Source organism: Serratia sp. BNK-10 (assembly GCF_047456065.1).
Classification (GTDB): domain Bacteria; phylum Pseudomonadota; class Gammaproteobacteria; order Enterobacterales; family Enterobacteriaceae; genus Serratia; species Serratia ureilytica.
In genome coordinates this window covers 3,253,859-3,278,806 of the sequence record NZ_CP179894.1, presented here as the reverse complement: position 1 = coordinate 3,278,806, position 24,948 = coordinate 3,253,859, and the positions used below count along the sequence as shown (strand labels likewise).

The window sequence follows — 24,948 nt, the reverse complement described above, 5'->3', positions numbered from 1 at the left end:
AAAATTTACATTTAAATAACATTTGTGCGCGGCAGAGTCGGGAGTCAACGGCTATAACTTAGTAACCCTGTCAGGTAAAAGTGTTTCACCTTTTCAAACTAGGGATTTCATGTGGAGAGTATCCAACTTTCGGTAGTGCATCGCTTGCCGCAAAGTTATCGTTGGCTATCCGGTTTCACCGGCGTAAAGGTCGAACCGATTCCGTTTAACGGAATAGACGAGGATAACAACCTGATTGGGCTGAAGCTGCTCAGCCATGAAGGGGCCGAGGCCTGGCAGGTGATGCAACAGCTTAATCTGTCGTTGCAGGAGATTCAGGTCGACTGCGCGATCGTCGAATGGGAAGGGGAACCTTGCCTGTTCGTGCAGCGCAGCGATGAGAGCGCGACGATGTGCCGCCTGAAAAACGTCGGCGCCGCGATCGCCGAACCGCTCAGCGCGCAATACCCCTTCTGAATTCGCCGCTAATCCGCCAACTGCAACAGTTGTCGGGTATAGTCGGCTGCGGGCGCCGCGAAAATCGCCCGACAGTCTCCCTGCTCAACCACTTCTCCCTGTCGCAGCACAATCACCTGGTGGCACAGCGAACGCACCACCTGCAGGTCATGGCTGATGAACAGATAAGCCAGCCGGTGGCGTTGCTGCAGCGATTTCAGCAGCGTCAGGATCTGCGCCTGCACCGATTTATCCAGCGAAGAGGTCGGCTCGTCGAGGATCAGCAGCTGCGGCTGCAGGATCAGCGCGCGCGCGATGGCGATGCGCTGGCGCTGGCCGCCGGAAAACTCGGTGGGGTAGCGGTGGCGCAGCTGCGGATCCAGGCCGACCTCCTGCAACACCTCGATCACGCGCTGTTCCCGCTGCTCGGCGTTCAGCCGCTGGTGCACTTCCAGCCCTTCGGCGATGATCTGCTGTACGTTCAGGCGCGGGTTGAGGGCGGAATACGGATCCTGGAAGACGATTTGCATCCGGCTGCGGTAGGGCAGCATTTGTTTCATCGTCAGCGGGTGCAGCGGTTCGCCGTCGAACCAGATGGCCCCCTGCGAGGCCAGCAGACGCAATAGCGCCAGCCCGGTGGTGCTTTTTCCCGATCCGGATTCCCCCACCAGCCCCACGCTCTCTCCGGCGCGCAGTTCGAAACTCAATGACTTCAACGCATAGTGATAATCCACCGTGCGGCGCAGCAGGCCGCGCCGAATGGGGAATCGCACCTGCAGATCTTCCACCTTGAGCAGCGGCCGCTCATCGCCGGGGCGCGCGCTGGCTGCGGCCGGCAGCGGCAGCGGTTCGCCGACGTCCTCGGCGGCCAGCAGTTGCCGTGTGTAGGGATGCTGCGGCCGGCTGAACAGCTGTGCGCGGCCGTTTTGCTCCACGCAACGGCCCTGACGCATCACCGCCACGTTGTCCGCCAGACGGCGCACAATATTCAGGTTATGGGTGATGAACAGCAACCCCATGCCCATTTCTTGTTTCAATTCTTGCAACAGCGTCAGGATCTGCGCCTGGATAGTCACGTCGAGCGCGGTGGTGGGTTCGTCGGCAATCAGCAATTTCGGGCGGGTTAACACCGCCATGGCGATCATCACGCGTTGGCGTTCACCGCCGGAGAGCTGATGCGGATAGTCCTGCAACCGGGTTTTGGCCTGGCGGATGCCGACGCGCTCCAGACAGTCGACGATCTCTGCGCGCGCGGCTTCGCGCCGCAGGCCGCGGTGCAGCATCAGCACTTCCGCCAGTTGCTTCTCAATGGTGTGCAGCGGATTGAGCGACACCATCGGTTCCTGAAAGATCATCGCGATCTGATTGCCGCGCACCTTGCGCAGTTCAGCCTCCGGCGCATGCAGCAACGAGTTGCCGTTGAACAGAACATCGCCGCCAGGGTAAACCACCGGCGGCGCGGGCAGCAGTCGCAGTATCGACAGGGCGGTGACGCTTTTGCCGGAGCCGGATTCTCCCACCAGCGCCAGCGTTTCCGCCGGGGCTATTTGCAAAGAAAGTTCGTTGACCACCGGCGTGACGGCGTCGCCCTGGCGGAAGGCGATGCTGAGATCCTGGATGGTGAGCAGAGGTGTAGCCATATCAATGCGCCTTGCTGGGGTCAAAGGCGTCGCGTACCGCTTCGCCGATAAAGATTAATAACGACAGCAGCACTGCCAGCACCAGGAAGGCGGTGATGCCGAGCCACGGCGCCTGCAGATTGTTTTTGCCTTGCAGCAGCAGTTCGCCGAGCGACGGCGAACCGATCGGCAGACCGAAGCCGAGAAAATCGAGCGACGTCAGGGTGGTGATCGAGCCGCAGAGGATAAACGGCAGGAAGGTCAGCGTCGCCACCATGGCGTTGGGCAGCATGTGGCGGGACATGATCACGCGATCCGGCACGCCCATGGCGCGCGCGGCGCGGATATAGTCATAGTTGCGGGTGCGCAGGAACTCGGCGCGCACCACGCCCACCAGGCTCATCCAGCCGAACAGAATAGTGATGCCGAGCAGCCACCAGAAATTGGGCTGGACGATGCTCGACAGCAGAATGATCAGAAACAGCGTCGGCATGCCCGACCACACTTCGATAAAGCGTTGCCCCCACAGATCGAAACGCCCGCCGTAATACCCCTGTGTCGCGCCGACGCACACGCCGATCAGGCTGGAAAACAGCGTCAGCGCCAGGCCGAACAGCATCGAAATGCGAAAACCATACAGCACGCGGGCCAGCACGTCACCGCCGTTGCTGTCGGTGCCCAGCAGGTTATGGCGCGAAGGCGGGGAGGGGAAGGGCACCTCGGTGGCGAAGTTGATCGTGTCGTAGCTGAAACGGATCGGCGCCCAGATCGCCCAGCCATGTCGGTCGATTTGGCGCTGGACGAACGGATCCTGATAGTCGGCTTCGGTGTTCAGTTCGCCGCCGAACGCGGTTTCGCTGTAGTTGATCATAAACGGCAGGTATAGCCGGCCTTCATAACGCACCAACAGCGGTTTGTCGTTGGCGATAAGATCGGCGGCCAGGCTGAGCGTGAACAACGCCAGAAAGATCCACAGTGACCAGTAACCGCGGCGGTTGCGGCGAAAACGCGCCCAGCGCGCCTGATTGATTGGGCTAAGGCGGCTCATTGGCGGGCCTCGAAGTCAATGCGCGGATCGACCAGGGTATAGGTGATATCGCTGAGGATGTTCAACAGCAGGCCGATCAGGGTGAAGATATATAACGTGCCGAACATCACCGGGTAGTCGCGCTGCAGCGTGGCGTCGTAACCCAGCAGCCCCAGGCCGTTGAGCGAGAACATCACCTCAATCAGCAGCGAGCCGGTGAAAAACATGCTGATAAAGGTGGCCGGAAAACCGGCGATCACCAGCAGCATGGCGTTGCGGAACACGTGGCGGTACAGGATCTTTTTCTCGTCCAGGCCCTTGGCGCGGGCGGTGGTGACGTACTGTTTGCGGATCTCGTCGAGGAACGAGTTTTTGGTCAGCATGGTCAGGGTGGCGAAACCGCCGATCACCGTCGCCAGCACCGGCAGCGTGATGTGCCACAGATAGTCGGCGATCTTCGCCGGCCACGAGAGGGTATCGAAGTTGCTGGAGACCAGGCCGCGCAGCGGGAACCAGTCGAGATAGCTGCCGCCGGCGAACAGCACGATCAGCAGGATGGCGAACAGGAACGCCGGAATGGCGTAGCCGATAATGATCAGCGTGCTGCTCCAGGTATCGAACGCGCTGCCGTTGTGGACGGCCTTGCGGATGCCGAGCGGGATCGACACCAGATAGATGATCAGCGTGCTCCAAAGGCCCAGCGTGATGGAGACCGGCAGGCTTTGGCCGATCAGTTGCATCACCGAAGCGCCGCGAAACAGGCTGTCGCCGAAGTCAAAACGCATGTAGTTCCACAGCATGGTGAAGTAGCGTTCGTGCAGCGGTTTATCGAAGCCATAACGCTGGGTGATCTCGGCGATCACCTCCGGATCCAGGCCGCGCGAGCCGCGGTATTGCCCTTCGGTCGCGGCCGGGACGCCGGCTCTGGCGTGCCCCAGGCCTTCATTGACCCCGCCGCTGCCGAAACCGCTGCCCTGACCCAGTTCGATGGCGGCGATGGCCTGATCGACCGGGCCGCCGGGGGCGATTTGCACGATAAAAAAGTTGATGGTGATGATCGCCCACAGCGTGGGGATCACCAGCAACAGTCTGCGTATCAGATAGGCTGCCATGCCGACTCCTTATTGCCGTTGAGCCGGCAAGCGCGCCGCCTTGTTGACGTCGTACCACCAGTTGTCGAAGCCGATGGCGTAGGCCGGGCGGATCGGCGGTGTGGAGAACTTGTCCCAATAGGCGTAGCGGTCGTGGTTGGAGTACCACATCGGCAGCATGTAGCGGTTCCAGGTCAACACCCGATCCAACGCGCGGCCGAGCGGCAGCAGCGCTTTTTCGTCGCCCTGATGCTCAGCGATTTGCCTGACCAGGCTGTCGACCGCCGGGTCCTTGACGCCGGGGGTGTTATAGCTGGAGTTGATGTACTCCGAATCCCAAATGATGCGTAAATTGGCGGTGGGGAACGGCATCGCCATGTACACCGTCGGCATCATATCGAAGTCGCGTTCGCGCATGCGGCGCGTATATTGCGAGGCGTCGATCTCGCGGATTGCCATATCGATGCCCAACCGCTGCAGGTTGTGGCGGAACGGCAACACGTACTGGAAGTTGCTGCCGCTCAGCAGCATCAGCTCAAAGGTGAACGGCTGGCCGGTTTTGGCGTTGACCAACTTTTGATTTTTGACCACCCAACCGGCCTCTTTCAACAGTTGGGTCGCCTTCAGCAGATTTTGCCGATCGTTGCCGCTGCCGTCGGAGGCGGGCGGTTGATAGATGCTGGTGAACACCTCAGGCGGCACCTGGCCTTTGAGCGGCGCCAGCAGCGCCAGTTCGGCGGCGTCCGGATAGCCGCGGGCGGCGTAGGCGGTGTTTTGGAAATAGCTGTCGGCGCGTTGATAGGCGTTGTAATACAGCGCCTTGTTCATCCAGTTAAAGTCGAAAGCCAGGGTGATCGCCTCGCGCACGCGCGGGTCGGCAAACAGCGGTTTTTGGATGTTGAACGCCAGCCAGCGGGTGTTTTGCGCCGCCTGGTTGGTCTCGTCCTGTTTGATGATGTAGTTGCGCGCGAAGTTGCCGCCCTGATACTGGGTGGCCCAGCTCTTGGGCGACGGCTCGATGCGGAAATCGTAAGCGCCGGCCTTGAACGCTTCCAGCGCCACTTTATCGTCCAGATAATAATCGTAGCGAATGCTGTCGAAGTTATAGCGGCCGCGGTTCACCGGCAGGTTGGCGGCCCAGTAGTCCCGCACCCGTTGATAGGTGATGTACTGGCCGAGGCGATAATCGCCGATTTTATACGGGCCGCTGGCCAGCGGCGGCGTGTTGAGCGGCTCGTTGAGCTTATGGTTTTGCCAAAAGGCGGCCGGGAGAATAGGCAGGCTGCCGAATAACGACAGCATCGCTTCTTTGTTCGGCTGCGGGAATTCAATGCGCACCGTCAACCGAGAGATGGCTTTGACCGTGACGCCTTTGTAGTAGGAGCGAAACTGCGGCACGCCCTCGGCCATGAATTTGCTGAAGGTGAAGGCCACGTCGGCGGCGGTGATCGGGCTGCCGTCGTGGAAACGCGCGCGGGCGTTGATATCCACTTCCACCCAACGCATGTCGGCCGGGAAGCGCGCCGATTCGGCAATCAGCGGATAAAAGCTGCCGGGTTCGTCGTCGGACGTTGCGAACAGCGTGTCGTAAAGTTGATCCGTGCGCTCGCCGGGCACGCCCCGGGTAGCGAAGCGGTTGAAGTTATCGTAGGTGCCGATGGCCGCCAGGCGCACGTCGCCGCCCTTGGGCGCCGCCGGATTGACGTAGTCGAAATGGCTGAAGTCGGCGGCGTATTTCGGTTCACCGAGAAGGGCGAAAGCGTAGCTTTCGTTGAGGGCTTCGGCCTGCGAGGCGAAGCTCAGTGCCGAGAGCACCAGAGCAGCGAAAATGCGCACGGACATCAGACGGTAAGCTCCTGCTGTGGAATAAAGTACAACCGGCGCCCAGCATAACATTCTTCGGGCGGGCGCAGGGTAAAGATGCTTAAAGATTAACTATTTTTTTTCCTGATAATCAAAGACCTGATGAGCATTGCAGTAAGCGACGAAATTAGCGATGCTAAGCGGCTTGCTGAAGTAATAGCCCTGCATGAAGTTAACGCCGCGTTCTTGCAGGAACTGCATCTGCTCGGCGGTTTCCACCCCTTCGGCTACCGTCAGCATTTTCAGCTTTTTCGCCAGCGAAATCACCGCATCCAGCACCGGTGCGGTGACGGTGTCCTGGCCGATGGTGTTGACGAAGCCGCGATCGATCTTCAGGTAATCCATGGTGAAACGCTCAAGATAGATCAACGCGCTGTGGCCGGTGCCAAAATCGTCCACCGCGATCTCGATGCCCTGTTTATGCAGCCAGTCGAACTCCGCCAGCGCGCTCTCTTCTTCCACCATGCCGCGTTCGGTGATTTCAAACACCAGCGTAAAGTAATCGCCCGGCAGCTGCGCCAACAGTTCATACACGTCCTGATGGAATGACGGCGCGCTAAGGTGGGCGGGGGAAATATTGAGGCCGACCTTGCCTCCCCGCGGCAGCGCCTTGGCGAGCTGCGGCGCATCTTCGGCAATCAGCCTGAACAGATGGCGGGTGAGCGGCACGATCAGCCCGTTGCTTTCGGCGTACGGGATAAAGACATCCGGGGGAATGCGGCCCTCGATAGGATGCTGCCAGCGGATCAACGCTTCCAGCCCGCCGATGCTGTTGCTGCCGGTATGGAACACCGGCTGATATTCGATGAAGAACTCGTTGCGCTTAATGCCGCGCAGCAGCGCGCGCTCCGGGCTTTGCCGCAACAGCAGCATGTAGTAGCAGAGCACGCCGATCATCAGCGACAGCACCAGGCTGCCCAGCAGCGTCAGGCGAATATCGTTGGGCGTCAGTTTCTCGTTGTAGAACAGGATGCTCAGCGGCAGATTGGGCAGCGTCAGGGTGTCCGCCTTGTCTTGCGGCAACTGCGCGATCGGCATCAGGTTCGGGCTGAAGGTGGTCAGCGCGCGGTTGCCCATCACGATGGCGATGCCCGGCGCCTGCTCGTCATGCGAAGTGAACAGCAGGTAGGGCATCAAATTGATGTCCAGCGTGGCGAGGATGCCGGTCGCCGATGCGCCAGGATGCCGTAGCCAAACCGCGACCGCCGGCTTGTCCGGCACGATCGGCGTGCCCTGCTGCAGCTTCAGATCCAAAGGCAGGTGGGTATCGATGTCCTGATACAGGTTTTTCATCGGCAGCATCATGTCGCCGGTGGCGGAGGAGCAGTAGGCGTAACCGTCTTTCACCAGCAGGAAGGTGCGTACGCCGCTGGTAAAGGCCGCCTGATAGGTGATGTCCGACTGGCTTGAGAGACAGGGTTTGTCCAGCAGCGGCATCATTTTTTGCATGACATCCGTCAGGTGCGAGATATAACCCAGCGCGAATTTTTGCGTACGCGCTTCAACCTTGTGTTGATATTGCGTGCGCTGGTGGTTGATCAAAGAAAGTGTGACCGCGGTGAATAGCGTAAAAAATAGCAGGGCGGCGACAACGCTTTTGGCCAGACTGCGCTGTCGGTGCGACACGCTGCGAGAGAACGCCCTTTTCAAGCCCATAACCGAGACCTCTGCAACGGGGCGTCAGGCGTGTCGCGCAGCCATTTAATGGATTGTGCCAACGGCTTTTTTTTCATTTTTTGCCTTTTATCCCGTACCCAACCGGCGACGCCGTTTAAATACAAGGCGTCGCCGACAGAAATATAATGCACCTATTAAGCGGAAACGTTTTAAATAACGCCGGGCGCGCCGTTGCCGTCATCTGACGATAATAGGCGAGTTTTTCCTCGTCGGCGCGATTTCCGGCCGGCAGTTTATCAAAATAATGGTGTGAGGTGACGATAAGGCCTGGTTCAGCCCCGGTGGCTCTCGTTTGACAGCCAAAAAAAACGCCGCCCGTAGGCGGCGTTTATCGCTCGTTTGGTATTCAGGATCTTCAGGGCGTTGCGCCGTCAGCCGTTGGTCAACACTCGGCGCGCTTCTCGATAACGTTTATTCCAATAGTTATCGGTCAGCTTGGAAATCATGACGCCACTGCTGGTAGAAGCGTGAACGAACTGATCGTTGCCTAAATAGATGCCGACATGGCGCCCGGTAGAACCGGCGCGGAACAGCACCAAATCGCCGGCGCGCAGTTTGGTGCGCTGGATTTTCTTACCGAGATCTTCCTGTTCGTAGGTAGAACGCGGTAAATCCATGCCGAACTGTTCGCGGAAGGTGCGCTGTACAAACGCCGAGCAATCGATGCCGCGCTTGGTGTCACCGCCTAAACGGTAGCGAACGCCTTTCCAGTCCGCGTACTGATCCATAATCTTTGACTTGACGTCAACGTTGCGGACCATCGCTTCGAATTCATCCTGAGAGGCTTGCAGTAAAAGACCGTCTTTGTCATTAACTGCACGCATCTCAGTTTGTGCGTTACTCAAGTTCGAAGTGTGAGTCGAGCTGCACGCTGACAGCATAACCGCAGCGGCAATTGCAGGGACTACCCGCAAAAAATATCTCAGAAACGGTTGAGATTTGACCATTGTTGTTGTTTTCCCTTGAAGTCCTTAACGACGAAAGTCGCTACCTGAAAAATGCCAAACGAAACGAGCCTAGTCCGCACCTGTTGCATCGACAATCAGTTACCGTTGAAAACGTGCGGGAACGCACATTTTTATCGGATTCCGTACTGATTCGACTTAAACCAGGCACAAACGCATCTGAGATTACCGGAACAAATAGGGGATTGCGAGTCTTTTTCCGGTCTTTTTTATATGAATTTGTGATGTAACATAATGTAAATCTTCATATAAAAAACGCCAATTGTCCGATGTATGAATCTGGCGTGAAATCAGGTTGCAAAAGCGTTAACGGGGGGCGGAGAAATTTTGCGCATCGCGAGGGGATAAAACGCGGGAGGCGGGCACCTCCCGGAATGACTCATAGACGTAAGTTATGGTTGGCCGGGGCGGTGCTTGCCGGGCAACAGGCGATTCAACCGTTCGATAATCCAGTCGCTGCAAGGCGTCATCAGCACCCAACTGGCGCCAACCAAGACCACGGACAGCGAGCCTACGGCGATATCGGTAAACCAGTGGGCGCCAATCATCACGCGTGGCAATGAAAAGATCAGCGTAATCAGCAGGGCGACGGCGAAGGCGCCGCGGCCGAAATAGCGCAGCATAAAGCAGGAAAAAATAATCAGCATCATGCCGTGGTCGCCGGGGAAGCTGTCGCCGGAGGCGTCCTTGGTGGGGATGCCGGTCAATGCGCTGACGCGATTGATATTGTCGAAGGTCAGGGTGGGGCTCGGATGCTTCACCGGCAGCAGGTGGCCAAGCTGATTCAGCACCACGGCGGTCAGCAGCATCACCACGCCGGTGATCACCAGACGGCGGCGGCCGGCGGCGTCCTGCTTCAGGTAGAAGTACAAATACAGCAGGCCCATGGCGAGCAGCGAAATCACATCGAACGCGCGGTTGTTGGTGATGGCGACCAGGTGCAAAAATGCTGGGTCGGTAGCCAGATGGCGGTTAAAGAAGAAGAAGATCGCCGAATCCAGGGTAAACCAGCCGCCGTGATTGGCCGGCAGGAACCAGGACAGAAACAGCGCAACGCCCAGTAAGTTGAAGAAGAGAATGAAGGGTAAATTGCGGCGTGTCATGACATAAACCTGTTGGAAAAATGAAAATGAAACAAAACCGGCCGCCCTGCGGCAACCGGGGGGGCAACGGTACGGGGTTTAACTTAAACGAATCTTAAACAAGGCGGATTGCAGGGCGTTCCAGTCGGCATTTTCGCTGTGGATCAGTTCAACCCGGCTGTCGAGCGGCGCGTTCGGGCGGGTTTCGATGTTGAGATCCTGGCCCTGGCGATTGATCAGCAACGTGCCTTCGGGGATGCGCACCACGCCTTTGGCACGTTCGACCGGCGCCAGCCGCACCCATTCCATAAAGCCGACGGTGTCGAACCGGGTGTCGCCGTCAAAAATCCAGCCGCAGCTGGTGAAGCCTTGCCCTTCGTTCAGCGCTCGCCGCCAACGCGCGTTCTCCGGCAGCCGCAACGCCGCCAGTCCTTGCGTTTTCGCCTGACCATGATGATGTCGTGCGTCCGGCAATTCTGTACGATTTGTGCGAGGAAGTGACAACAACGCGACATCCGCCTCACCTTGCGCGATGGCGTAGCAGGGCCGCTGCAGCGGATCTTGCGCCGTCCAGGCTTCCAGCGCCCGTCTGTCTTCCGGCCGATAGGTATCGCTTTTGCTGGCCAGGATAACGTCGGCCGCGGCCAGCTGATCGCGGAAGTTTTCGTTGTCGCGGTAGCGGGGCTGACTGAGTTGACGGGCATCCAGCAGGCACAGCGTGGCCTGCAGATCGATCCAGCCGGCATAGCTCTCCTGGGTCAGCAGCGACAGGATTTGCTTCGGATGCCCGAGCCCGGTCGGCTCGATCAGCAGCCGGTCCGGTTTGGTCTGCTGCAACAGCATATTCAGACCCACCTGCATCGGCAGGCCGTTGACGCAGCACATGCAGCCGCCGGGGATCTCTTTGAGCACCGCGCCGCTGTCCGCCAGCAGCGCGCCGTCGATGCCTATTTCGCCGAATTCGTTGACCAGTACCGCCCAGCGTTCATGCTCGGGCTTATGGGCCAGCAAATGGCGGATGGCGGTGGTTTTACCGCTGCCGAGGAAGCCGGTAATCAGATTGGTTTTAGTCATTAATCATTCCTGGGTGCAAAAATCAACCTGCCTAATAAATGAGCGATTCTGCGCGGTCGCGGCGGCGAGCGCGATTTAATTTGTGCTCTGCCTCACAAATTTTGCACGCCACCCTGCGCTTTTCAACCGGCAAAATCCACTTTTTTTGGCAAGAAAATTCTTAGATAAAACCCTGTATTAGATACGGTTAACTTTTGTTAGTAGCTTGTTTTTACATTGTTAATGACGCGATTAACGATCAAATCTCGTCCCTTTCCTTGCGATTATTCCGAACAAGATCCTCTATGGTTAAATTGGCTTAACTAAAAATGAGGTTGCCATGAATACCTTTCGGTTATTTTTGATCGTAGGAATGTTGTTTTCATGGACGGCAGTGAGTCAGGCAGGAGTGGCCGGCGGGGTAATTCGCTTCGTCGGCTCTATCGTTGAAAGTCCTTGCACGGTCAAGATTGCAGATTCTAAGGCGAATACGCAATGTTACCGCAACGGCCAGCATTATCAGGCCCAGCAAGCGTTGTCAGGTTTTGATACTACACGCAAAGAACTTCCGCTGAATCTTGGCACAACCGAAATGAAGTGGGTAGACCAACAGAAGAAACTTGCTGTTATGACGGTCGTTTATCGTTAAGTCGTTCCGCCATGCCGGCGTAACGTTACGTCGGCATGGTTATTCTCAGCCTGCAGGCACTTCACCGCTTCACCCACTCCTTCACCGTTTCACGCGCACCGCGATCGCGCAGTGACAAATAGGCTTGCGTCACCGCCTCGGTAAACGCGGCATGCGTCGCCAGCTGTTCGCCAAACACCGATTTCAGCGCCAGGAGCGCCGTTACGCGCCGCCGATCGTCCGGAGTGGCGGCGATCGTCTGTTGCAGGACATCTGCCAGCGGATCGCGAATGTCGATGGGTTGGCCGGCGTCATCGACACCGCCGACGTACCGCATCCAGCCCGCCACGCCCAGCGCCAGCCCGCTATAGTCGCCGCCGTGCCGCAGATGCCAGCGCACGGCGTCCAGCAGGCGCTGCGGCAGCTTTTGCGTGCCGTCCATGGCGATCTGCCAGGTGAGGTGTTGCAGCGCCGGATTGCTGAAGCGCGCGATAAGCTGCGCGGCGTAGTCGGGCAGACTGATGCCGGTGACGCTCAGGGTCGGGGCCTGCTCGCACAGCATCAGCCGCTGTGCGGCGCGGCGGTAGTGCTCGTCCGCCATGCACTCGTTGATATAGCGGTAGCCACCCAGGTAACCGAGATATGCCAGGAACGAGTGGCTGCCGTTCAGCATGCGCAGCTTCATATGCTCAAACGGCAGCACATCGCGGACCAACTGGGCGCCGGCCAGCTCCCACGCCGGGCGTCCGGCGGCGAAATTGTCTTCCACGACCCATTGAATGAAGGGCTCGCAGGCGATGGCGCATTCGTCACGCACGCCGCCCAGCGCGGCGGCGATCTCATCCAGCGTGGCCGGCGTGGCGGCCGGCACGATGCGATCGACCATGGTGCAGGGGAAGGTGGCGGCGGAGGCGATCCAGTCGGCGAGCGACGGATCCCGCGCCTGCGCCAAATCGAGCACTGCCCGGCGCAGCACGTGGCCGTTCTCCGGAATATTGTCGCAGGAGAGCAGGGTGAAGGCGGGCAGCTCGCGTTCACGCCGCAGCCGCAGCGCCTCCACCAAAATGCCGGGCGCGGTCTGCGGCTGATGCGGCGCCGCCAGATCGGCGACGATCCCCGGATGCCGCCGATCCAGCCGCCCGCTGCCGGGTTCGATGCAGTAGCCCTTTTCGGTAATGGTCATCGAGACGATCGCCACCTGCGGCTCGGCCAGCTTCTCCAACACCGCGGCGATGCCCTCCAGCTTGCGGTGCACGCTCTCATGCACTGCGCCGATCACCAGGGCCTGATGGCCGTCCGCGCCTTTCTCCAGCACGCTGTATAAATGATCCTGTTGCCGCAGCGCCTGAAACAGCGGCACGCCGCCGGACAGGCTGATCTCGCAAATGCCCCAGTCGCCGCCCTGGGCGTTCAACACCCGATCGGTCAGCAGCGCCTGATGCGCACGGTGGAACGCGCCGAAACCCAGGTGCACGATGCGGCTGCGCAGGGCCCGGCGATCATAATTCGGTTGCCGGACGGCGCCCGGCAGCGGGGTGTTGGCGATCGTATTCATCTCATCTCCAAAGCGAGTAGACAGCTGGCGGGCCACTTGCGTCAAGTTAGCGGACCAGTTTGCCGACGCATGGACAGCGGGGCGCCGGCGATAAAAAACTGCCACCAGTCTAAAGTTGTCGGCAGGTTAAGGGAATTGGTCAGGCCAAAATAAGCCAGAATCGTGAAGCGGATCAACCAATGAACGGTTCAATTTTGACAGCGCGCGGCGAAAGAGTAAGTTAAAGCTAGCTGATATCTAAATTAAACTGGTATAACAACATTGCAATGCGAGACAGGCATAAGGACACAACATGGAACAAACATGGCGTTGGTATGGCCCGAACGATCCGGTCTCTTTGGATGACGTGCGTCAGGCTGGGGCGACCGGGGTGGTCACGGCGCTGCACCATATTGCGAACGGCGAAGTCTGGCCGATCGACGAGATCCGCGCGCGGCAGGCGCTGCTGGCGGAAAAAGGGCTGGTGTGGTCGGTGGTAGAGAGCGTGCCGGTACATGAAGAGATCAAAACCCACAGCGGCGATTGGCGGCGGCATATCGCCAACTATCAACAGACGCTGCGCAACCTCGCGGCCTGCGGCATCGACACCGTCTGCTACAACTTCATGCCGATCCTCGACTGGACGCGCACCGATCTGGCCTATTCGCTGCCGGACGGCGCCAAAGCGCTGCGTTTCGATCAAATCGCCTTCGCCGCGTTCGAGCTGCATATCCTGCAACGCGCCGGCGCCGAGGCGGACTATACGGCGCAAGAGCGCAGTCAGGCGGCGGCCTATTTCGCCGCCATGAGCGAGGAGGAGAAAGCCACGCTGACGGGCAATATCATCGCCGGGCTGCCGGGGGCGGAAGAAGGCTATACGTTGGAGCAGTTCCGCCGCCGCCTGACGGAATACGACGGCATCGACAAGGCGCAGCTGCGCGAAAACATGGCGGTCTTTCTGCGCGCCATCGTGCCGGTGGCGGAAGAGGCCGGCATCCGGCTGGCGGTGCATCCCGACGATCCGCCGCGGCCGATCCTCGGCCTGCCGCGCATCGTCTCCACGATCGAAGACATGCAGTGGCTGAAGCAGACCGTCGACAGCATTCATAACGGCTTCACCCTATGCACCGGTTCCTACGGCGTGCGCGCCGACAACGATCTGGTGCGGATGATTGAAACCTTCGGCGATCGCATTCACTTTACCCACTTACGCGCCACCTGCCGCGAGGAAAACCCGAAAAGCTTCCACGAGGGGGCGCATCTGCAGGGCGATGTGGACATGGTGGCGGTGATCGAAGCGATCCTGACCGAAGAACTGCGTCGGCAGCGGGCGGGCGATCGGCGGCCGATCCCGATGCGCCCCGATCATGGGCATCAGATGCTGGACGATTTGAAAAAGAAAACCAATCCGGGCTATTCGGCCATCGGGCGGTTGAAAGGGCTGGCGGAGCTGCGCGGCGTCGAGCTGGCGCTCAAGCGGCGCTTTTTCCCGGAATTGCCGTAGCGGAAAAGGAAACGGGGCCGAGCATCGGCCCCGCTGGCGCGACTAGTCGGCGCGGCTCATGTAGCGGCGTTCGGCGATATGAATGCGGATCTTGTCGCCGGCGCTGAGGTATTCCGGCACATGGATCACCAGACCGGTCGCCATGGTGGCCGGCTTGTTGCGGGCGCTGGCGGAAGCGCCTTTGATGCCCGGCGCGGTCTCGACGATTTCCATATCCACGGTCTGCGGCAGCTCCAGCGCCAGCACCTGGCCGTCCAATGTCAGCACCTGCATGCCCGGCAGGCCGCCTTCCGGAATGAACAGCAGTTCGTCTTCGATCTGGTCTTTCTTGAAGATGTACGGCGTGTAATCTTCGTCATCCATAAACACGTATTCTTCGCCGTCGATATAGGAGAAGTTCACCTTGCGGCGCGACAGGGAAATGGTGTCCAGGATATCGTCGCCCTTGAAGCGTTCTTCTACTTTCAGGCCGGTGCGCACGTCGGAGAAGCGCATTTTGTACAGGGTGCTGGCGCCGCGGGCGCTCGGGCTCTGCACGTCGATATCTTTTACCAGCAGCAGCTTGCCGTTGTAGCTGATCGCCATGCCGCGTTTAATTTCGTTAGCTCTTGCCATTTCAATTCATCCGCAATGAAGAGTATTAGAGAAGTTGCGACAAGGTACTCGCGCCGCCGATTTCAGGCAATAGCCCGGCGCAAAAACAGTGCGGGAAAGGGAGGGCGGCAGCCCTCCCGTCGGGGATTACCGGAAGACCGGCAACAGGCCGAACAGCGACAGAATATGCGCGGCGGCGTTGATCAGTCCAAACAGGATGACGAACAGGATCACGCCGTTGCCGCCCGGTGCGCGATAACCGGCCTGCGGATAGCGGCGGCGGCTGGCGCGCGCCATCAGCGCCGGCACGATCACCGCCCAGATGGTGGCCGCCAGCCCGGCGAAGCCGATGGCGTACAGGAAACCGTTCGGGAACAGCAGCGCGGCCAGGGTCGGCGGCACAAAGGTCACCAGCGCGGTCTTGCTGCGCCCGACGGCGTCGTCCTTGAATTTGCAGAAGTCCGCCAGGTAGTCGAACAGGCCCAGCGACACGCCGAGGAACGAGCTGGCCAGCGCCATATAGGAGAAAGCGTTCAGCAGTTGGCTGACGGTCTGGCTGCTGGAGACGTTGCCCATTTGCTTGAGCAGGCTGCCGATATTGCCGCCCTCGGCGATCACCTGCTTAAAGGCGTCGCGCGCGATATTGCCCTGAATCACATACTGCCACAGGATGTAGATAGCCAATGCCAACAGGGTGCCGTACACCAGGCTGCGCACCACGGAGCCGCTGTCCTTGTGGTAGTACTTCACCAGCCCGGGAATGTTGCCGTGGTAGCCGAACGAGGTCAGCAGGTAAGGCAACGCCGCCAGGGCATAAGGCAGATAGCTGGCCTGGTCATCGCCGGTATTGAACAGCACCGCAGGCTGCACGTGGGTGAACATGTCGCCCACCGACATCACGAAGGTGATCACCATGCCGCCGATCAGAATGGTGCTCAGGCGGTCGACCGCGCGGGTGGAGAGCCAGACGATAAACGCCACGACCAGCGCGAACACCAGGCCGGCGGTGGTCTGGCCGACGCCGACGATGCCCTCCAGCGTGTGCGCGATGATCGAACCGCCCGCGGAGATATAGGCGTAGGTCAGGATGTACAGCACGAACGCCACCGACAGGCCGTTCACGGCGTTCCAGCCTTTGCCCAGCAGATCCTTGACCATGGTGTTGAAGCTGGCGCCGCTCGGGTAGTGCAGCGTGGCTTCAAGGATCATCAGGCCGGAAAGCAACATGCAGGCCCAGGTATACACCAGCAGCGCGACGGAGCCGCTGAACCAGACACCGGAAGTGACGATCGGAATGGAAAACATGCCGGCGCCTACGGCGGTACCGGCAATGATCATCGCGCCGCCGAGAACGGAAGGGCGGGCCAGCTTCTGGATGGTGTCCGTAGACATGTGCGCTCCTGATGGAAGAGGTTCTTTTGTACTAGCTCAATGGTACATGGGTGCATGGCGCATGTAAAGCGTGGGAATTGCACGCTTCACGCGTTTTTGTCTTTAAATTGCGGCTTTTTGGGCATTTATTCGTCAGGTGGCGAATCCGGCGGGGCAAGACGGTTGCGGGACGAGTGTAAAGATCGCCAAGGCGCAGGGATTCTGCTGGCGGCCGCCGCACGCGGCTGCTATTGTCGCGCTTCTTTTCCCCAGCCCACCAGGAGTAGCGCTGATGGACTGTCGCAGCGACTGCGGCGCCTGCTGTATCGCGCCGTCAATATCCAGCCCGATCCCCGGCATGCCGAACGGCAAGCCCGCCAATACCCGCTGCATTCATTTGGATGAACAGCTGCGCTGCGGCCTGTTTCATTCGCCGCTGCGGCCGAAGGTGTGCGGCAGCCTGCAGCCGAGCCGCGACATGTGCCACGATCACCGCGATCAGGCGCTGATTTATCTCGCCAGGCTGGAAGCGGACACCGCGCCTTAAGCGTCTTTCAACCGCCACAGACACAGCGTCGCGCCTGCCGCCATCGCCAGCGCGGCGTAAAACACCGCATGGTAGTTCCAGATTTCCGCCACCGCGCCGGCGATGGCGCCGGCGATAACCCAGCCGACTCGAATGGTGTTGGTGAACAGCGTGGTGGCCGTGCCGGGCTGACCGGGCATCAAATCCTGGAAGTAGAGCATGCCGATCCCCGCCAGCACGCCGATAAACGCCGCATTCAACAGCTGCAGAGCGATGAGTTGCCCACTGCCGGTGATAAACAGCAGGCCGCAGTAGAACAGTACGCCGGCGACGGCGGCGCCGAGCATCAAACATCGTTTACCGCAGCGTTTCGCCACCATGCCGGCGATCAGCATGATCGGGATCTCCAGCCCGGCGGCGGTGCCCATCAGCACGCCGACCAGCCGCTCCGGCAACCGCAGTTCGTGCACCATATACAGCGGCATGTTGATCAGGTACATGCTGTTGGCGGTCCACATCAGGGTGCTGGCGCCAAACAGCAGCAGCGCGTCGCGGCGATGCTGCCGCGGTGCGGCCAGAGGCGCGCTCGCCACGGCGCTTTTCGGCATGGAGGGTAGCCGTTTCCACACCAGCAGGCCGCACAGGACAAAGGCCGCCGCGCCCGCCAGATACAGGGTTTTGAAGCCGAAACCCAGCGCCAGCGCGAAGGCGATCGGCGGGCCTATCACCCAGGCGAGCGAGACCTGCGCGCGCATGATGGAGGTGAACATCACCGCCTCGCGCCCGGTGCGATCGGCGTGTTCGCGCGCCAGGGCGAACATTTGCGGGTTAGCGGTGGAACCGAAGCTGGTGAGCAGCACGCCGACGAGCAGCAACAGGTAGTAATTGCGACTCCAGGCGAACAGCGTGAACCCCAGCGCACCCAGCATACAGCAGAGGAAGATCAGCGATTTGCGGTCGCCTTTTTTATCCGAGCGGCCGGCGAGAAACTGGCTGACCAGAATGCCGATCACCGCGCTGCCGGTGAAGAACAGGCCAACCAGCGCCGGCCGCACCTTGACTTCGGTTTCCAGAAACAGGCTCAGCGTCGGGGTTTGCAACGCGCCGGCGATGCCGGTCAGGAAGGCCACCGCCAAAAAGGCCAGCGAAGTGAGATCGGGCGTGCGTCGCGTTACTGCGGATGAAGTCGGCATGGCGATGGAGAATTCGTCGAAAAAGTGAGGTCGCGCGCATCATACGCCCGTTGAAAAGAAACGCAAACCGCTATCCCTCGGCGGAGGGTAAGCGGCTATGTCGCGCGGCGACGAGGAAAACAGGGGGCGCGTTGCGCCCTCTGTTTATCGCGGGATCAGGCGCCTTGCGGCACGGCGTGCGCGGTATTTTTCAGCGCCGGCCCCTGATACTTCTCGATCTGCAGCTGCGCCATCTGCCCGCAGTTGCCCTGCGCCAGGCTGGAGGAGCCGATGTCGAAGGTCAGGCAGTTGACGTTGCCGTTCTTGCACAGCGAGCCGGGCTGCGCCGGATCGGCCGGATCGAACCAGGCGCCTTCGCTGATGCGCACCACGCCAGGCCGCACGTCTTCGCTGACCACCGCCCCCACCAGGATCTGGCCGCGATCGTTAAACGCCCGCACCAGATCGCCGCCGGTAATGCCGCGCGGCTGCGCGTCCTGCGGGTGGATCAGGATCGCTTCACGATCCGCTACCGCATATTTCTTGCGCAGCGGCGTATTGTCGAGCTGGGAGTGCAGCCGGTTGGTCGGGTGCGCGGTATTGAGCGACAGCGGATACTTGGCCGCTTCCGGCCCGCGATACCACTCGTGCGGCGGCATCCAGGTCGGGATGCCCGGGCAATCCTCATAATGCATTTTGGCGATGGCGTCGGAGTAGATTTCGATCTTGCCCGACGGCGTGCCCAGCGGGTTCAGCAGCGGGTTGTCGCGGTAATCGGCGAAGCGCACCCACTGCTTATTGGCCTCCGGCACCGGGAAACGCACGTAGTTATTGGATTGCCAGAACATGTCGAACGGCGGCAGCGCCACCCGCGCGGCGCGCGCCTGGTTTTTCATGTCGTCGTACATGCCTTTCAGCCACTGGGTTTCATCCTTGCCCTCGGTAAAGGCCTCCTGCACGCCCAGCCTGGCCGCCATCGCCGAGAAGATGTCGAAGTCGCTGCGCGACTCGTGCTGCGGCGGCACGCATTGATGCATCGGGAACACGTAGAGCTGCGAATAGTCGCCGCCCATTTCCAGATCGTTGCGCTCGTAGCTGGTGGTGGCCGGCAGGACGATATCGGCATGCTTGGCGGTGGCGGTCCAGTAAGGCTCGTTGACCACGATGGTGTCCGGCCGCTGCCAGGCTTTGACCAGGTTATTGGTGTCCTGATGCTGGTGGAAGGTGTTGCCGCCCGCCACATACACCATTTTCACCTCGGGGTAGGTGACCTTGGCGCCGTTGAAGTCGATGGTTTTGCCCGGATTGCTCAGGCATTCGGCGATGCGCGCTACCGGGATCGGCGCCGGCGAGTTCTTCGGCGCGTTGCCGGCGGAGATGCCGGCGATGATGCCGCCCTTGGCGGTCGGGCTGCCGCCGGACGAATAGTGGTAGCTGAAGCCGAAGCCGCCGCCCGGCAGGCCGATCTGGCCGAGCATCGCCGCCACCGTCACCAGCAGCCAGTGCTGCTGTTCGCCGTGATGCTGGCGCTGAATGCCCCAGCCGCCCATGATCATGGTGCGGTGCTTCGCCATCTCGCGCGCCAGCGCGCGCAGCGTGTCGGCATCGACGCCGCTGATGTCGGCCGCCCATTCGGCGGTTTTCGCCACGCCGTCGCTCTCGCCCAGCAGGTAGGCCTGGAACTTGTCGAAGCCGACGGTATAGGTTTTCAGGAAGTCCGGGTTATGCAGCTTCTCGGTCAGCAGCGTATGGGCGATGCCGATCAGCATGGCGCCGTCGGTGTATGGGCGCGGGGCGATCCACTGCGCATTGACGAACTTGGCGCTGTCGTTGTGTACCGGATCGATGCTGATCACCCGGGTGCCTTTTTTCTTCAGCGCCTCGAAGCCGGTCTGGCCGACGTGATCCGGCACGTTCCAGCTGTTTTTCAGCGTGACCATCGGGTTGCAGCCCCACAGGATCACCAGCTCGCTGTTCTCGATCACGTTCGGCCAGGCGGTCTGCTGTTCGTAGACCTCCATCGAGCCGACCACGTGCGACATGATCACCTGCGCCGCGCCGGTGGAGTAGTCGCCGGCGTAGCCGAGGAAGCCGCCGGTCAGGTTCATCAGGCGCTGCAGCAGCGTGCGGCTGTTGTGCAGCATGCCGACGCTTTTCCAGCCGTAGGAACCGGCGTAGATCGACTGCGGGCCGTGATCTTTTTGCAGGCGGGTGATCTCATTGCACACCAGCTCGGTCGCTTTGTCCCAGCTGACGCGCACCCACTCGTCGCGGCCGCGCAGCTCGGTGCGGCTGCCGGGGCCGCCTTCCAGCCAGCTTTTGCGCACCATCGGGTATTTGATGCGGTTCTCGGCGTGCACCTGATAAGGCGCCATGGTGATCAGCTCATTGGGATACGGATCGTCCTGCACCGGCTGCACGCCGACCATCTTGCCGTCCTGCACGATGGCTTCAAACGCGCCCCAGTGGGCGCCGGTCAGAATGCCTTTCTGCGCCTGACGCAAGACGATGAACTGCGGCAGCGCTTCGCTGATGGCCTGCGCCAGCGCCGCTTTGGGCCATAATCCCGCCAGCAGCGGGGCGGCGGTCAGCGCGGCGGCGCCGGTCAGGAAGCGGCGGCGGCTCATGGTTAACGGTTTTTGGTTGCTCATTGCGCTTCTCCCTTAAAGCTTGGCCGGTGCGGCAGGTGGCATGTCGCTGGCGTGTTTTTGTACGTATTGTGTCAGCACGCGCAGCTGTTCCTGCGTCAGCGAGGTACGCGGCGCCATGCCTTTGATGACGCCGATCCATTGGTTGGCGTTGAAGCGATCGAGCGCGGTCAGCCCGTGGCAGCCGGTGCAGTTGGCCGACATCATGTCCGCGGCGTAGCGCCAGATTTTTTGCTGATCGTCGATCAGCTGCTTGCGCGGCAGCCACACCTGCAGAGAGACCTGATGCCAGACCAGGCCGGTTTCCGCATCGGTCTGGGTGGACGCGGTCTTCAGCTGTTTACGCGCGTCTTCACCCAGCAGCACGCTGAGGATGCGCTTGCCCTGCGCGGCGTAGAACACTTCGCTGACCCCGTCTTGCTGCCAGCCGCTCACGGTGGCCAGCACCTTGTCGCCATCCTGTTTCACCACCTGCACTTCGGTGGACGGCATCAGGTTGCCGGCATTATGGCTGTCGTCTGCGCTGAGGAAGAACGGTTCGGTGGCGATGGTGTAGAGGGTGGTGGCGCCCGGTGCGGTCAGCGCCGCGGCCTTGGCCAGCTCGGCGGCGCCGGCCTGGGTTTCGCCGCTCATGTCCGGCAGGATGTGGGCCACGCCTTTATGGCAGTCGATGCAGGTTTCGCCCTGTTTGATCGCCACCGGGTGCTGCAGGCGCGCTTCGGGACGCTGGGCGGTGATGTCCATGGCGTCGTAGCTGTGGCAGGAGCGGCAGGTGGCCGAGTCGTTCTCTTTCAGCGTCTTCCAGACCGACTGCGCCATCGCCAGCTTGTGCGCTTCATATTTTTCCGGCGTATCGATGGTGCCGACCATCTCGCCGTAGATGTCTTTTACCGCGCGGATCTTGGTCCACAGGTAATCGATCGGCTGGTGCGGCACGTGGCAGTCGGCGCACTCGGCGCGGATGCCCTTGGTGTTTTGGAAGTGGACGCTGCCCTGATATTCGGCCAGCGGTTGTTGCATGGTGTGGCAGGAAACGCAGAAGGCGGTATCGCTGGTTTTATGGAATACGGTGGCGGTCCCGGCCAACAGCGCCGCGCCGAGGATAATCCCCAGCAGCAAAAGCCATAGCCATCCCCACCGGCGCTTTTTTTCAAAGCCAGTCAGTTTTTTGCTCATGGTAAACCCGCTTATAATTATGAATTTAAAATAAAATCTTGCCAAAAGGCCGCCGACCGGAGGTCAGAATGCCACGTCGATTGCAGGGGTAATGATAGAAGAGGGTTAACCCCATGGGGTTATCCGTAGTCAAAAAAATGGCGTATATCGCAAAAAATAGCGTTATATTCTATTTTATATAGCGATGGGCTGTGAGGCAGGCAACGCGAACGCCGCGCGCTCGCGAAGGGCTCAGGCCGTTGGCAAGTAGGTTTGGCCGCTCAGCCACAGGCGGATCGCCGTGCGGCTGGCTTCGAAATGGGGTTCCGGCAGAGAGTCTGGCGCGCACCAGCGCCATTCGGCGCATTTTTCGGGTTCTTTCAGCTCGGCTTCGCCGCCGGGATGCGCCACCTGCAGACAGATGGACACCGTGTGTTTGCCTTCGGCGCGCCAGGTTTGCAGATTGTTGCTGACGCCAACGAAGCGCGGCGGATCGATGATCAACCCGGTTTCTTCGGCAATTTCGCGCTGGGCGCACTGCTCGAAGGTTTCACCGGCATCCAGATGCCCGCCGGGGATCGACCAAAAGGGCGCATGGGAGCCGCAGCGTTTGCCCAGCAAAATCTCGCCTTGCGGGTTCACGATGATCACCCCGACGCCCGTCACTACATTCATGCTTTTCTCCGTCAGCAAAGTTTCAGCACAGTATGTCATTTTGCCCCGGCGCTGACCAATGCGCCGATGAAAGTGTGCGTAAGCTCAAAAATCTGCAATGGCGAAAGGGAGAAAGCTTGCTTTCATCTTGCGCTGCTTACACACTCCTTGAAACGTTTCAGCGTTATCCGACCGCTTGTGGGCAGCGGATAACGCTCCTTTTTCTCAATGAAGCTGAAACGATTCAATTCAGCAGGAGAGGAGAATCATGTTCCAGTTGTCACCGCAAGACATTCATCTGGGCGCCGCTGCCGCCGATAAGCAGGAGGCCATCCGTCAGGTGGCCGCCGCGCTGACCGAAGCCGGCTGCGTCAGCGCCGGTTATGTGGACGGCATGCTGCAGCGCGAACTGCAGACGTCCACCTACCTGGGCAACGGCATCGCCATTCCGCACGGCACCACCGATACCCGCGATCTGGTGTTGAAAACCGGCGTGCAGGTGTTCCAGTTCCCGCAGGGCATCGCGTGGGGGGAAGGCCAGACCGCCTATGTGGCGATCGGCATCGCCGCCCGTTCCGACGAGCATTTGGCGCTGCTGCGTCAGCTTACCCACGTACTGAGCGATGACAGCGTGGCGGAGCGGCTGGCGAAAACCACCTCCGCGGAAGAGCTGCGCAGCCTGTTGATGGGCGAACGGCAGAGCGCCGAATTCCAGTTCGACGTTTCGCTGATTGCGCTCGACGTCGCCGCCGACAGCCTGATGACGCTGCAGGCGCTGAACGCCGGCCGTCTGCAAAAAATCGGGGCGGTCAACGCGCAGTTCGTCAGCGATGCCATCACCCGCAAGCCGCTGAATCTGGGGCAGGGCATTTGGCTGAGCGACAGCGTTGAAGGCAACCTGGCCAGCGCGGCCACCGTCAGCCGCCCGGCGCAGGCTTTCGTGGAAGACGGCGAGCCGGTGGCGCTACTGCTGACGGTGTCGGTCGCCGACGCGCAGCCGCTGGCGGTGCTCAACTACCTCAGCGATCTGCTGCTGGCCAACAAAGCTGAACGCTTGCTGAAGGCGGATGCCGCCGGCGTGCTGGCGCTGCTGACCAGCGACGTGGCGGAAGAGAGCAGCGTGCTGAGCGCCGAATTCGTGATCCGCAACGAGCATGGCCTGCACGCGCGGCCGGGCACGGCGCTGGTCAACGTGATCAAAAGTTTCAACAGTGACATCACCGTCACCAACCTGGACGGCAGCGGCAAGCCGGCCAACGGGCGCAGCCTGATGAAGGTGGTGGCGTTGGGCGTGAAGAAAGGGCATCACCTGCGCTTTACCGCCAATGGAGAAGATGCTGAAGCCGCGCTGAAGGCGATTGGCGAAGCGATTAATGAAGGACTGGGCGAGGGCGCAGCATGAGCAGAAGAGTAGCAACAATCACCCTGAACCCGGCGTACGATCTGGTGGGTTTCTGCCCGCAGATTGAACGCGGGGAAGTCAACCGGGTAAAAACCGCCGGCCTGCACGCCGCCGGTAAGGGCATCAACGTCGCCAAAGTGTTGAAAGATTTAGGCATCGACGTCACCGTCGGCGGCTTCCTGGGCAAAGATAATCAGGACGGTTTCCAGCTGCTGTTCAGCGATCTGGGGATCGCCAACCGCTTTCAGGTGGTGCCGGGGCGCACCCGCATCAACGTCAAGCTGACGGAAAAAGACGGCGAAGTGACCGATTTCAACTTCTCCGGCTTCGAAGTGACGCCGCAGGACTGGGATCGCTTCGTCAGCGACTCGCTGAGCTGGCTGGGCCAGTTTGACATGGTGGCGGTGAGCGGCAGCCTGCCGGCCGGCGTCGATCCTGACGCGTTTACCGACTGGATGACCCAACTGCGCGCCAAGTGCCCGTGCATCATTTTCGACAGCAGCCGCGAAGCGCTGGTCGCCGGGCTGAAGGCCTCGCCGTGGCTGGTCAAACCGAACCGCCGCGAGCTGGAAATCTGGGCCGGGCGCCCGCTGCCGACGCTGGCGGACGTGGTCGAGGCCGCGCATGCGCTGCGCGAACAGGGCATCGCCCACGTGGTCATCTCCCTCGGCGCGGAAGGCGCGCTGTGGGTTAACGCATCCGGCGCCTGGATCGCCAAACCGCCGTCCTGTGAGGTGGTCAGCACCGTGGGCGCCGGCGATTCGATGGTCGGCGGCCTGATTTATGGCCTGCTGATGCGCGAATCCAGCGAACACACCCTGCGTCTGGCCACGGCGGTAGCGGCGCTGGCGGTCAGCCAGAGCAACGTCGGCGTGACCGATCGTCCCCAGTTGGCCGCGATGATGGCGCGCGTCGATCTGAAACCTTTCAATCAATAGCAGGAGGCAG

Annotated in this window: 21 protein-coding genes; 6 read left to right on the top strand and 15 right to left on the bottom strand. The window is 60.6% G+C overall.

Features of this window, described 5'->3' with window-relative positions; translation table 11 throughout:
* Positions 1 to 111 precede the first annotated feature (111 nt).
* Positions 112 to 456 (top strand): YejG family protein, encoded by a 345-nt coding sequence (locus tag ACMGG9_RS15805; RefSeq protein ID WP_004935763.1) that lies wholly within the window; start codon positions 112 to 114, stop codon positions 454 to 456.
* An 8-nt stretch (positions 457 to 464) separates the two neighbouring features.
* Here the strand turns inward: ACMGG9_RS15805 and yejF are convergent, their stop codons facing one another.
* The 8 genes from yejF to ACMGG9_RS15765 form a co-directional block, all read right to left on the bottom strand.
* Positions 465 to 2,075, bottom strand: a complete 1,611-nt coding sequence (gene yejF, locus ACMGG9_RS15800) for a microcin C ABC transporter ATP-binding protein YejF (protein WP_414161555.1) — start codon at positions 2,073 to 2,075, stop codon at positions 465 to 467.
* A 1-nt stretch (position 2,076) separates the two neighbouring features.
* The gene (locus tag ACMGG9_RS15795; RefSeq protein WP_042785062.1) at positions 2,077 to 3,102 is read right to left on the bottom strand and encodes an ABC transporter permease; all 1,026 of its coding nucleotides are present in this window, start codon (positions 3,100 to 3,102) and stop codon (positions 2,077 to 2,079) included.
* Positions 3,099 to 4,193, bottom strand: coding sequence for a microcin C ABC transporter permease YejB (locus tag ACMGG9_RS15790; protein WP_033643818.1), 1,095 nt, complete (start codon positions 4,191 to 4,193; stop codon positions 3,099 to 3,101). The genes ACMGG9_RS15795 and ACMGG9_RS15790 overlap by 4 nt, the downstream gene beginning before the upstream one ends.
* Before the next feature lie 9 nt (positions 4,194 to 4,202).
* Complete coding sequence (locus tag ACMGG9_RS15785) at positions 4,203 to 6,014, bottom strand: extracellular solute-binding protein (protein WP_033652530.1); 1,812 nt, start codon at positions 6,012 to 6,014, stop codon at positions 4,203 to 4,205.
* Positions 6,015 to 6,107: 93 nt separating this feature from the next.
* Complete coding sequence (locus ACMGG9_RS15780; protein WP_414161554.1) at positions 6,108 to 7,691, bottom strand: cyclic di-GMP phosphodiesterase; 1,584 nt, start codon at positions 7,689 to 7,691, stop codon at positions 6,108 to 6,110.
* A 392-nt stretch (positions 7,692 to 8,083) separates the two neighbouring features.
* Positions 8,084 to 8,659 carry a bifunctional murein DD-endopeptidase/murein LD-carboxypeptidase gene (mepS, locus tag ACMGG9_RS15775; RefSeq protein ID WP_033643815.1) on the bottom strand — a complete coding sequence of 192 codons (576 nt, stop codon included), beginning with the start codon at positions 8,657 to 8,659 and terminating at the stop codon, positions 8,084 to 8,086.
* A gap of 410 nt (positions 8,660 to 9,069) precedes the next feature.
* The gene (locus tag ACMGG9_RS15770) at positions 9,070 to 9,780 is read right to left on the bottom strand and encodes a phosphatase PAP2 family protein (protein WP_033643814.1); all 711 of its coding nucleotides are present in this window, start codon (positions 9,778 to 9,780) and stop codon (positions 9,070 to 9,072) included.
* A 78-nt stretch (positions 9,781 to 9,858) separates the two neighbouring features.
* Positions 9,859 to 10,833 (bottom strand): CobW family GTP-binding protein, encoded by a 975-nt coding sequence (locus ACMGG9_RS15765; protein WP_033652532.1) that lies wholly within the window; start codon positions 10,831 to 10,833, stop codon positions 9,859 to 9,861.
* Positions 10,834 to 11,152: 319 nt separating this feature from the next.
* Between ACMGG9_RS15765 and ACMGG9_RS15760 the strand changes: the two genes are divergently transcribed.
* Entirely contained in the window at positions 11,153 to 11,461 is a 309-nt protein-coding gene (locus ACMGG9_RS15760) for a type 1 fimbrial protein (protein WP_004935734.1), read from the top strand.
* 61 nt (positions 11,462 to 11,522) lie between these two features.
* On the opposite strand, the gene ACMGG9_RS15755 is transcribed toward ACMGG9_RS15760, so the two are convergent.
* Positions 11,523 to 12,995, bottom strand: coding sequence for a mannitol dehydrogenase family protein (locus ACMGG9_RS15755; RefSeq protein ID WP_033652533.1), 1,473 nt, complete (start codon positions 12,993 to 12,995; stop codon positions 11,523 to 11,525).
* A gap of 292 nt (positions 12,996 to 13,287) precedes the next feature.
* On the opposite strand from ACMGG9_RS15755, the gene uxuA reads away from it, so the two are divergent.
* Complete coding sequence (uxuA, locus tag ACMGG9_RS15750; protein ID WP_047025329.1) at positions 13,288 to 14,478, top strand: mannonate dehydratase; 1,191 nt, start codon at positions 13,288 to 13,290, stop codon at positions 14,476 to 14,478.
* A gap of 42 nt (positions 14,479 to 14,520) precedes the next feature.
* On the opposite strand, the gene yeiP is transcribed toward uxuA, so the two are convergent.
* Positions 14,521 to 15,093: an elongation factor P-like protein YeiP gene (yeiP, locus tag ACMGG9_RS15745; protein WP_004935725.1), complete on the bottom strand. Its 573-nt coding sequence runs from the start codon at positions 15,091 to 15,093 to the stop codon at positions 14,521 to 14,523.
* A 126-nt stretch (positions 15,094 to 15,219) separates the two neighbouring features.
* Positions 15,220 to 16,464 (bottom strand): tryptophan permease, encoded by a 1,245-nt coding sequence (gene mtr / locus ACMGG9_RS15740; RefSeq protein ID WP_047025330.1) that lies wholly within the window; start codon positions 16,462 to 16,464, stop codon positions 15,220 to 15,222.
* A gap of 271 nt (positions 16,465 to 16,735) precedes the next feature.
* On the opposite strand from mtr, the gene ACMGG9_RS15735 reads away from it, so the two are divergent.
* A complete protein-coding gene (locus ACMGG9_RS15735) occupies positions 16,736 to 16,990 on the top strand; it encodes a YkgJ family cysteine cluster protein (RefSeq protein WP_019453627.1) in 255 nt (84 codons plus the stop codon).
* Here ACMGG9_RS15735 and ACMGG9_RS15730 read toward each other — a convergent pair.
* From ACMGG9_RS15730 to ACMGG9_RS15715, 4 genes are all read right to left on the bottom strand, one after another.
* The gene (locus ACMGG9_RS15730; RefSeq protein WP_033652536.1) at positions 16,987 to 18,162 is read right to left on the bottom strand and encodes a sugar efflux transporter; all 1,176 of its coding nucleotides are present in this window, start codon (positions 18,160 to 18,162) and stop codon (positions 16,987 to 16,989) included. The two genes, ACMGG9_RS15735 and ACMGG9_RS15730, sit on opposite strands and share 4 nt — an antisense overlap.
* A gap of 155 nt (positions 18,163 to 18,317) precedes the next feature.
* Positions 18,318 to 20,792: a trimethylamine-N-oxide reductase TorA gene (gene torA / locus ACMGG9_RS15725; protein ID WP_101453943.1), complete on the bottom strand. Its 2,475-nt coding sequence runs from the start codon at positions 20,790 to 20,792 to the stop codon at positions 18,318 to 18,320.
* A 12-nt stretch (positions 20,793 to 20,804) separates the two neighbouring features.
* Entirely contained in the window at positions 20,805 to 21,965 is a 1,161-nt protein-coding gene (locus tag ACMGG9_RS15720; RefSeq protein ID WP_033652538.1) for a NapC/NirT family cytochrome c, read from the bottom strand.
* Between the two features lie 231 nt (positions 21,966 to 22,196).
* A complete protein-coding gene (locus tag ACMGG9_RS15715) occupies positions 22,197 to 22,619 on the bottom strand; it encodes a nucleotide triphosphate diphosphatase NUDT15 (protein WP_033652539.1) in 423 nt (140 codons plus the stop codon).
* 247 nt (positions 22,620 to 22,866) lie between these two features.
* Between ACMGG9_RS15715 and fruB the strand changes: the two genes are divergently transcribed.
* The gene (gene fruB, locus ACMGG9_RS15710) at positions 22,867 to 24,000 is read left to right on the top strand and encodes a fused PTS fructose transporter subunit IIA/HPr protein (protein ID WP_069100293.1); all 1,134 of its coding nucleotides are present in this window, start codon (positions 22,867 to 22,869) and stop codon (positions 23,998 to 24,000) included.
* Entirely contained in the window at positions 23,997 to 24,938 is a 942-nt protein-coding gene (gene fruK, locus ACMGG9_RS15705) for a 1-phosphofructokinase (RefSeq protein ID WP_015378523.1), read from the top strand. Before fruB ends, fruK begins: the two co-directional genes overlap by 4 nt.
* Positions 24,939 to 24,948: the final 10 nt, after the last annotated feature.

Coding starts and splice junctions, on each gene's coding strand:
- yejF (WP_414161555.1), bottom strand. CDS start 2,075: ATGGCTACACCTCTGCTCACCATCCAGGATCTCAGCATCGCCTTCCGC.
- ACMGG9_RS15795 (WP_042785062.1), bottom strand. CDS start 3,102: ATGAGCCGCCTTAGCCCAATCAATCAGGCGCGCTGGGCGCGTTTTCGC.
- ACMGG9_RS15790 (WP_033643818.1), bottom strand. CDS start 4,193: ATGGCAGCCTATCTGATACGCAGACTGTTGCTGGTGATCCCCACGCTG.
- ACMGG9_RS15785 (WP_033652530.1), bottom strand. CDS start 6,014: ATGTCCGTGCGCATTTTCGCTGCTCTGGTGCTCTCGGCACTGAGCTTC.
- ACMGG9_RS15780 (WP_414161554.1), bottom strand. CDS start 7,691: ATGGGCTTGAAAAGGGCGTTCTCTCGCAGCGTGTCGCACCGACAGCGC.
- mepS (WP_033643815.1), bottom strand. CDS start 8,659: ATGGTCAAATCTCAACCGTTTCTGAGATATTTTTTGCGGGTAGTCCCT.
- ACMGG9_RS15770 (WP_033643814.1), bottom strand. CDS start 9,780: ATGACACGCCGCAATTTACCCTTCATTCTCTTCTTCAACTTACTGGGC.
- ACMGG9_RS15765 (WP_033652532.1), bottom strand. CDS start 10,833: ATGACTAAAACCAATCTGATTACCGGCTTCCTCGGCAGCGGTAAAACC.
- ACMGG9_RS15760 (WP_004935734.1), top strand. CDS start 11,153: ATGAATACCTTTCGGTTATTTTTGATCGTAGGAATGTTGTTTTCATGG.
- ACMGG9_RS15755 (WP_033652533.1), bottom strand. CDS start 12,995: ATGAATACGATCGCCAACACCCCGCTGCCGGGCGCCGTCCGGCAACCG.
- uxuA (WP_047025329.1), top strand. CDS start 13,288: ATGGAACAAACATGGCGTTGGTATGGCCCGAACGATCCGGTCTCTTTG.
- yeiP (WP_004935725.1), bottom strand. CDS start 15,093: ATGGCAAGAGCTAACGAAATTAAACGCGGCATGGCGATCAGCTACAAC.
- mtr (WP_047025330.1), bottom strand. CDS start 16,464: ATGTCTACGGACACCATCCAGAAGCTGGCCCGCCCTTCCGTTCTCGGC.
- ACMGG9_RS15735 (WP_019453627.1), top strand. CDS start 16,736: ATGGACTGTCGCAGCGACTGCGGCGCCTGCTGTATCGCGCCGTCAATA.
- ACMGG9_RS15730 (WP_033652536.1), bottom strand. CDS start 18,162: ATGCCGACTTCATCCGCAGTAACGCGACGCACGCCCGATCTCACTTCG.
- torA (WP_101453943.1), bottom strand. CDS start 20,792: ATGAGCAACCAAAAACCGTTAACCATGAGCCGCCGCCGCTTCCTGACC.
- ACMGG9_RS15720 (WP_033652538.1), bottom strand. CDS start 21,965: ATGAGCAAAAAACTGACTGGCTTTGAAAAAAAGCGCCGGTGGGGATGG.
- ACMGG9_RS15715 (WP_033652539.1), bottom strand. CDS start 22,619: ATGAATGTAGTGACGGGCGTCGGGGTGATCATCGTGAACCCGCAAGGC.
- fruB (WP_069100293.1), top strand. CDS start 22,867: ATGTTCCAGTTGTCACCGCAAGACATTCATCTGGGCGCCGCTGCCGCC.
- fruK (WP_015378523.1), top strand. CDS start 23,997: ATGAGCAGAAGAGTAGCAACAATCACCCTGAACCCGGCGTACGATCTG.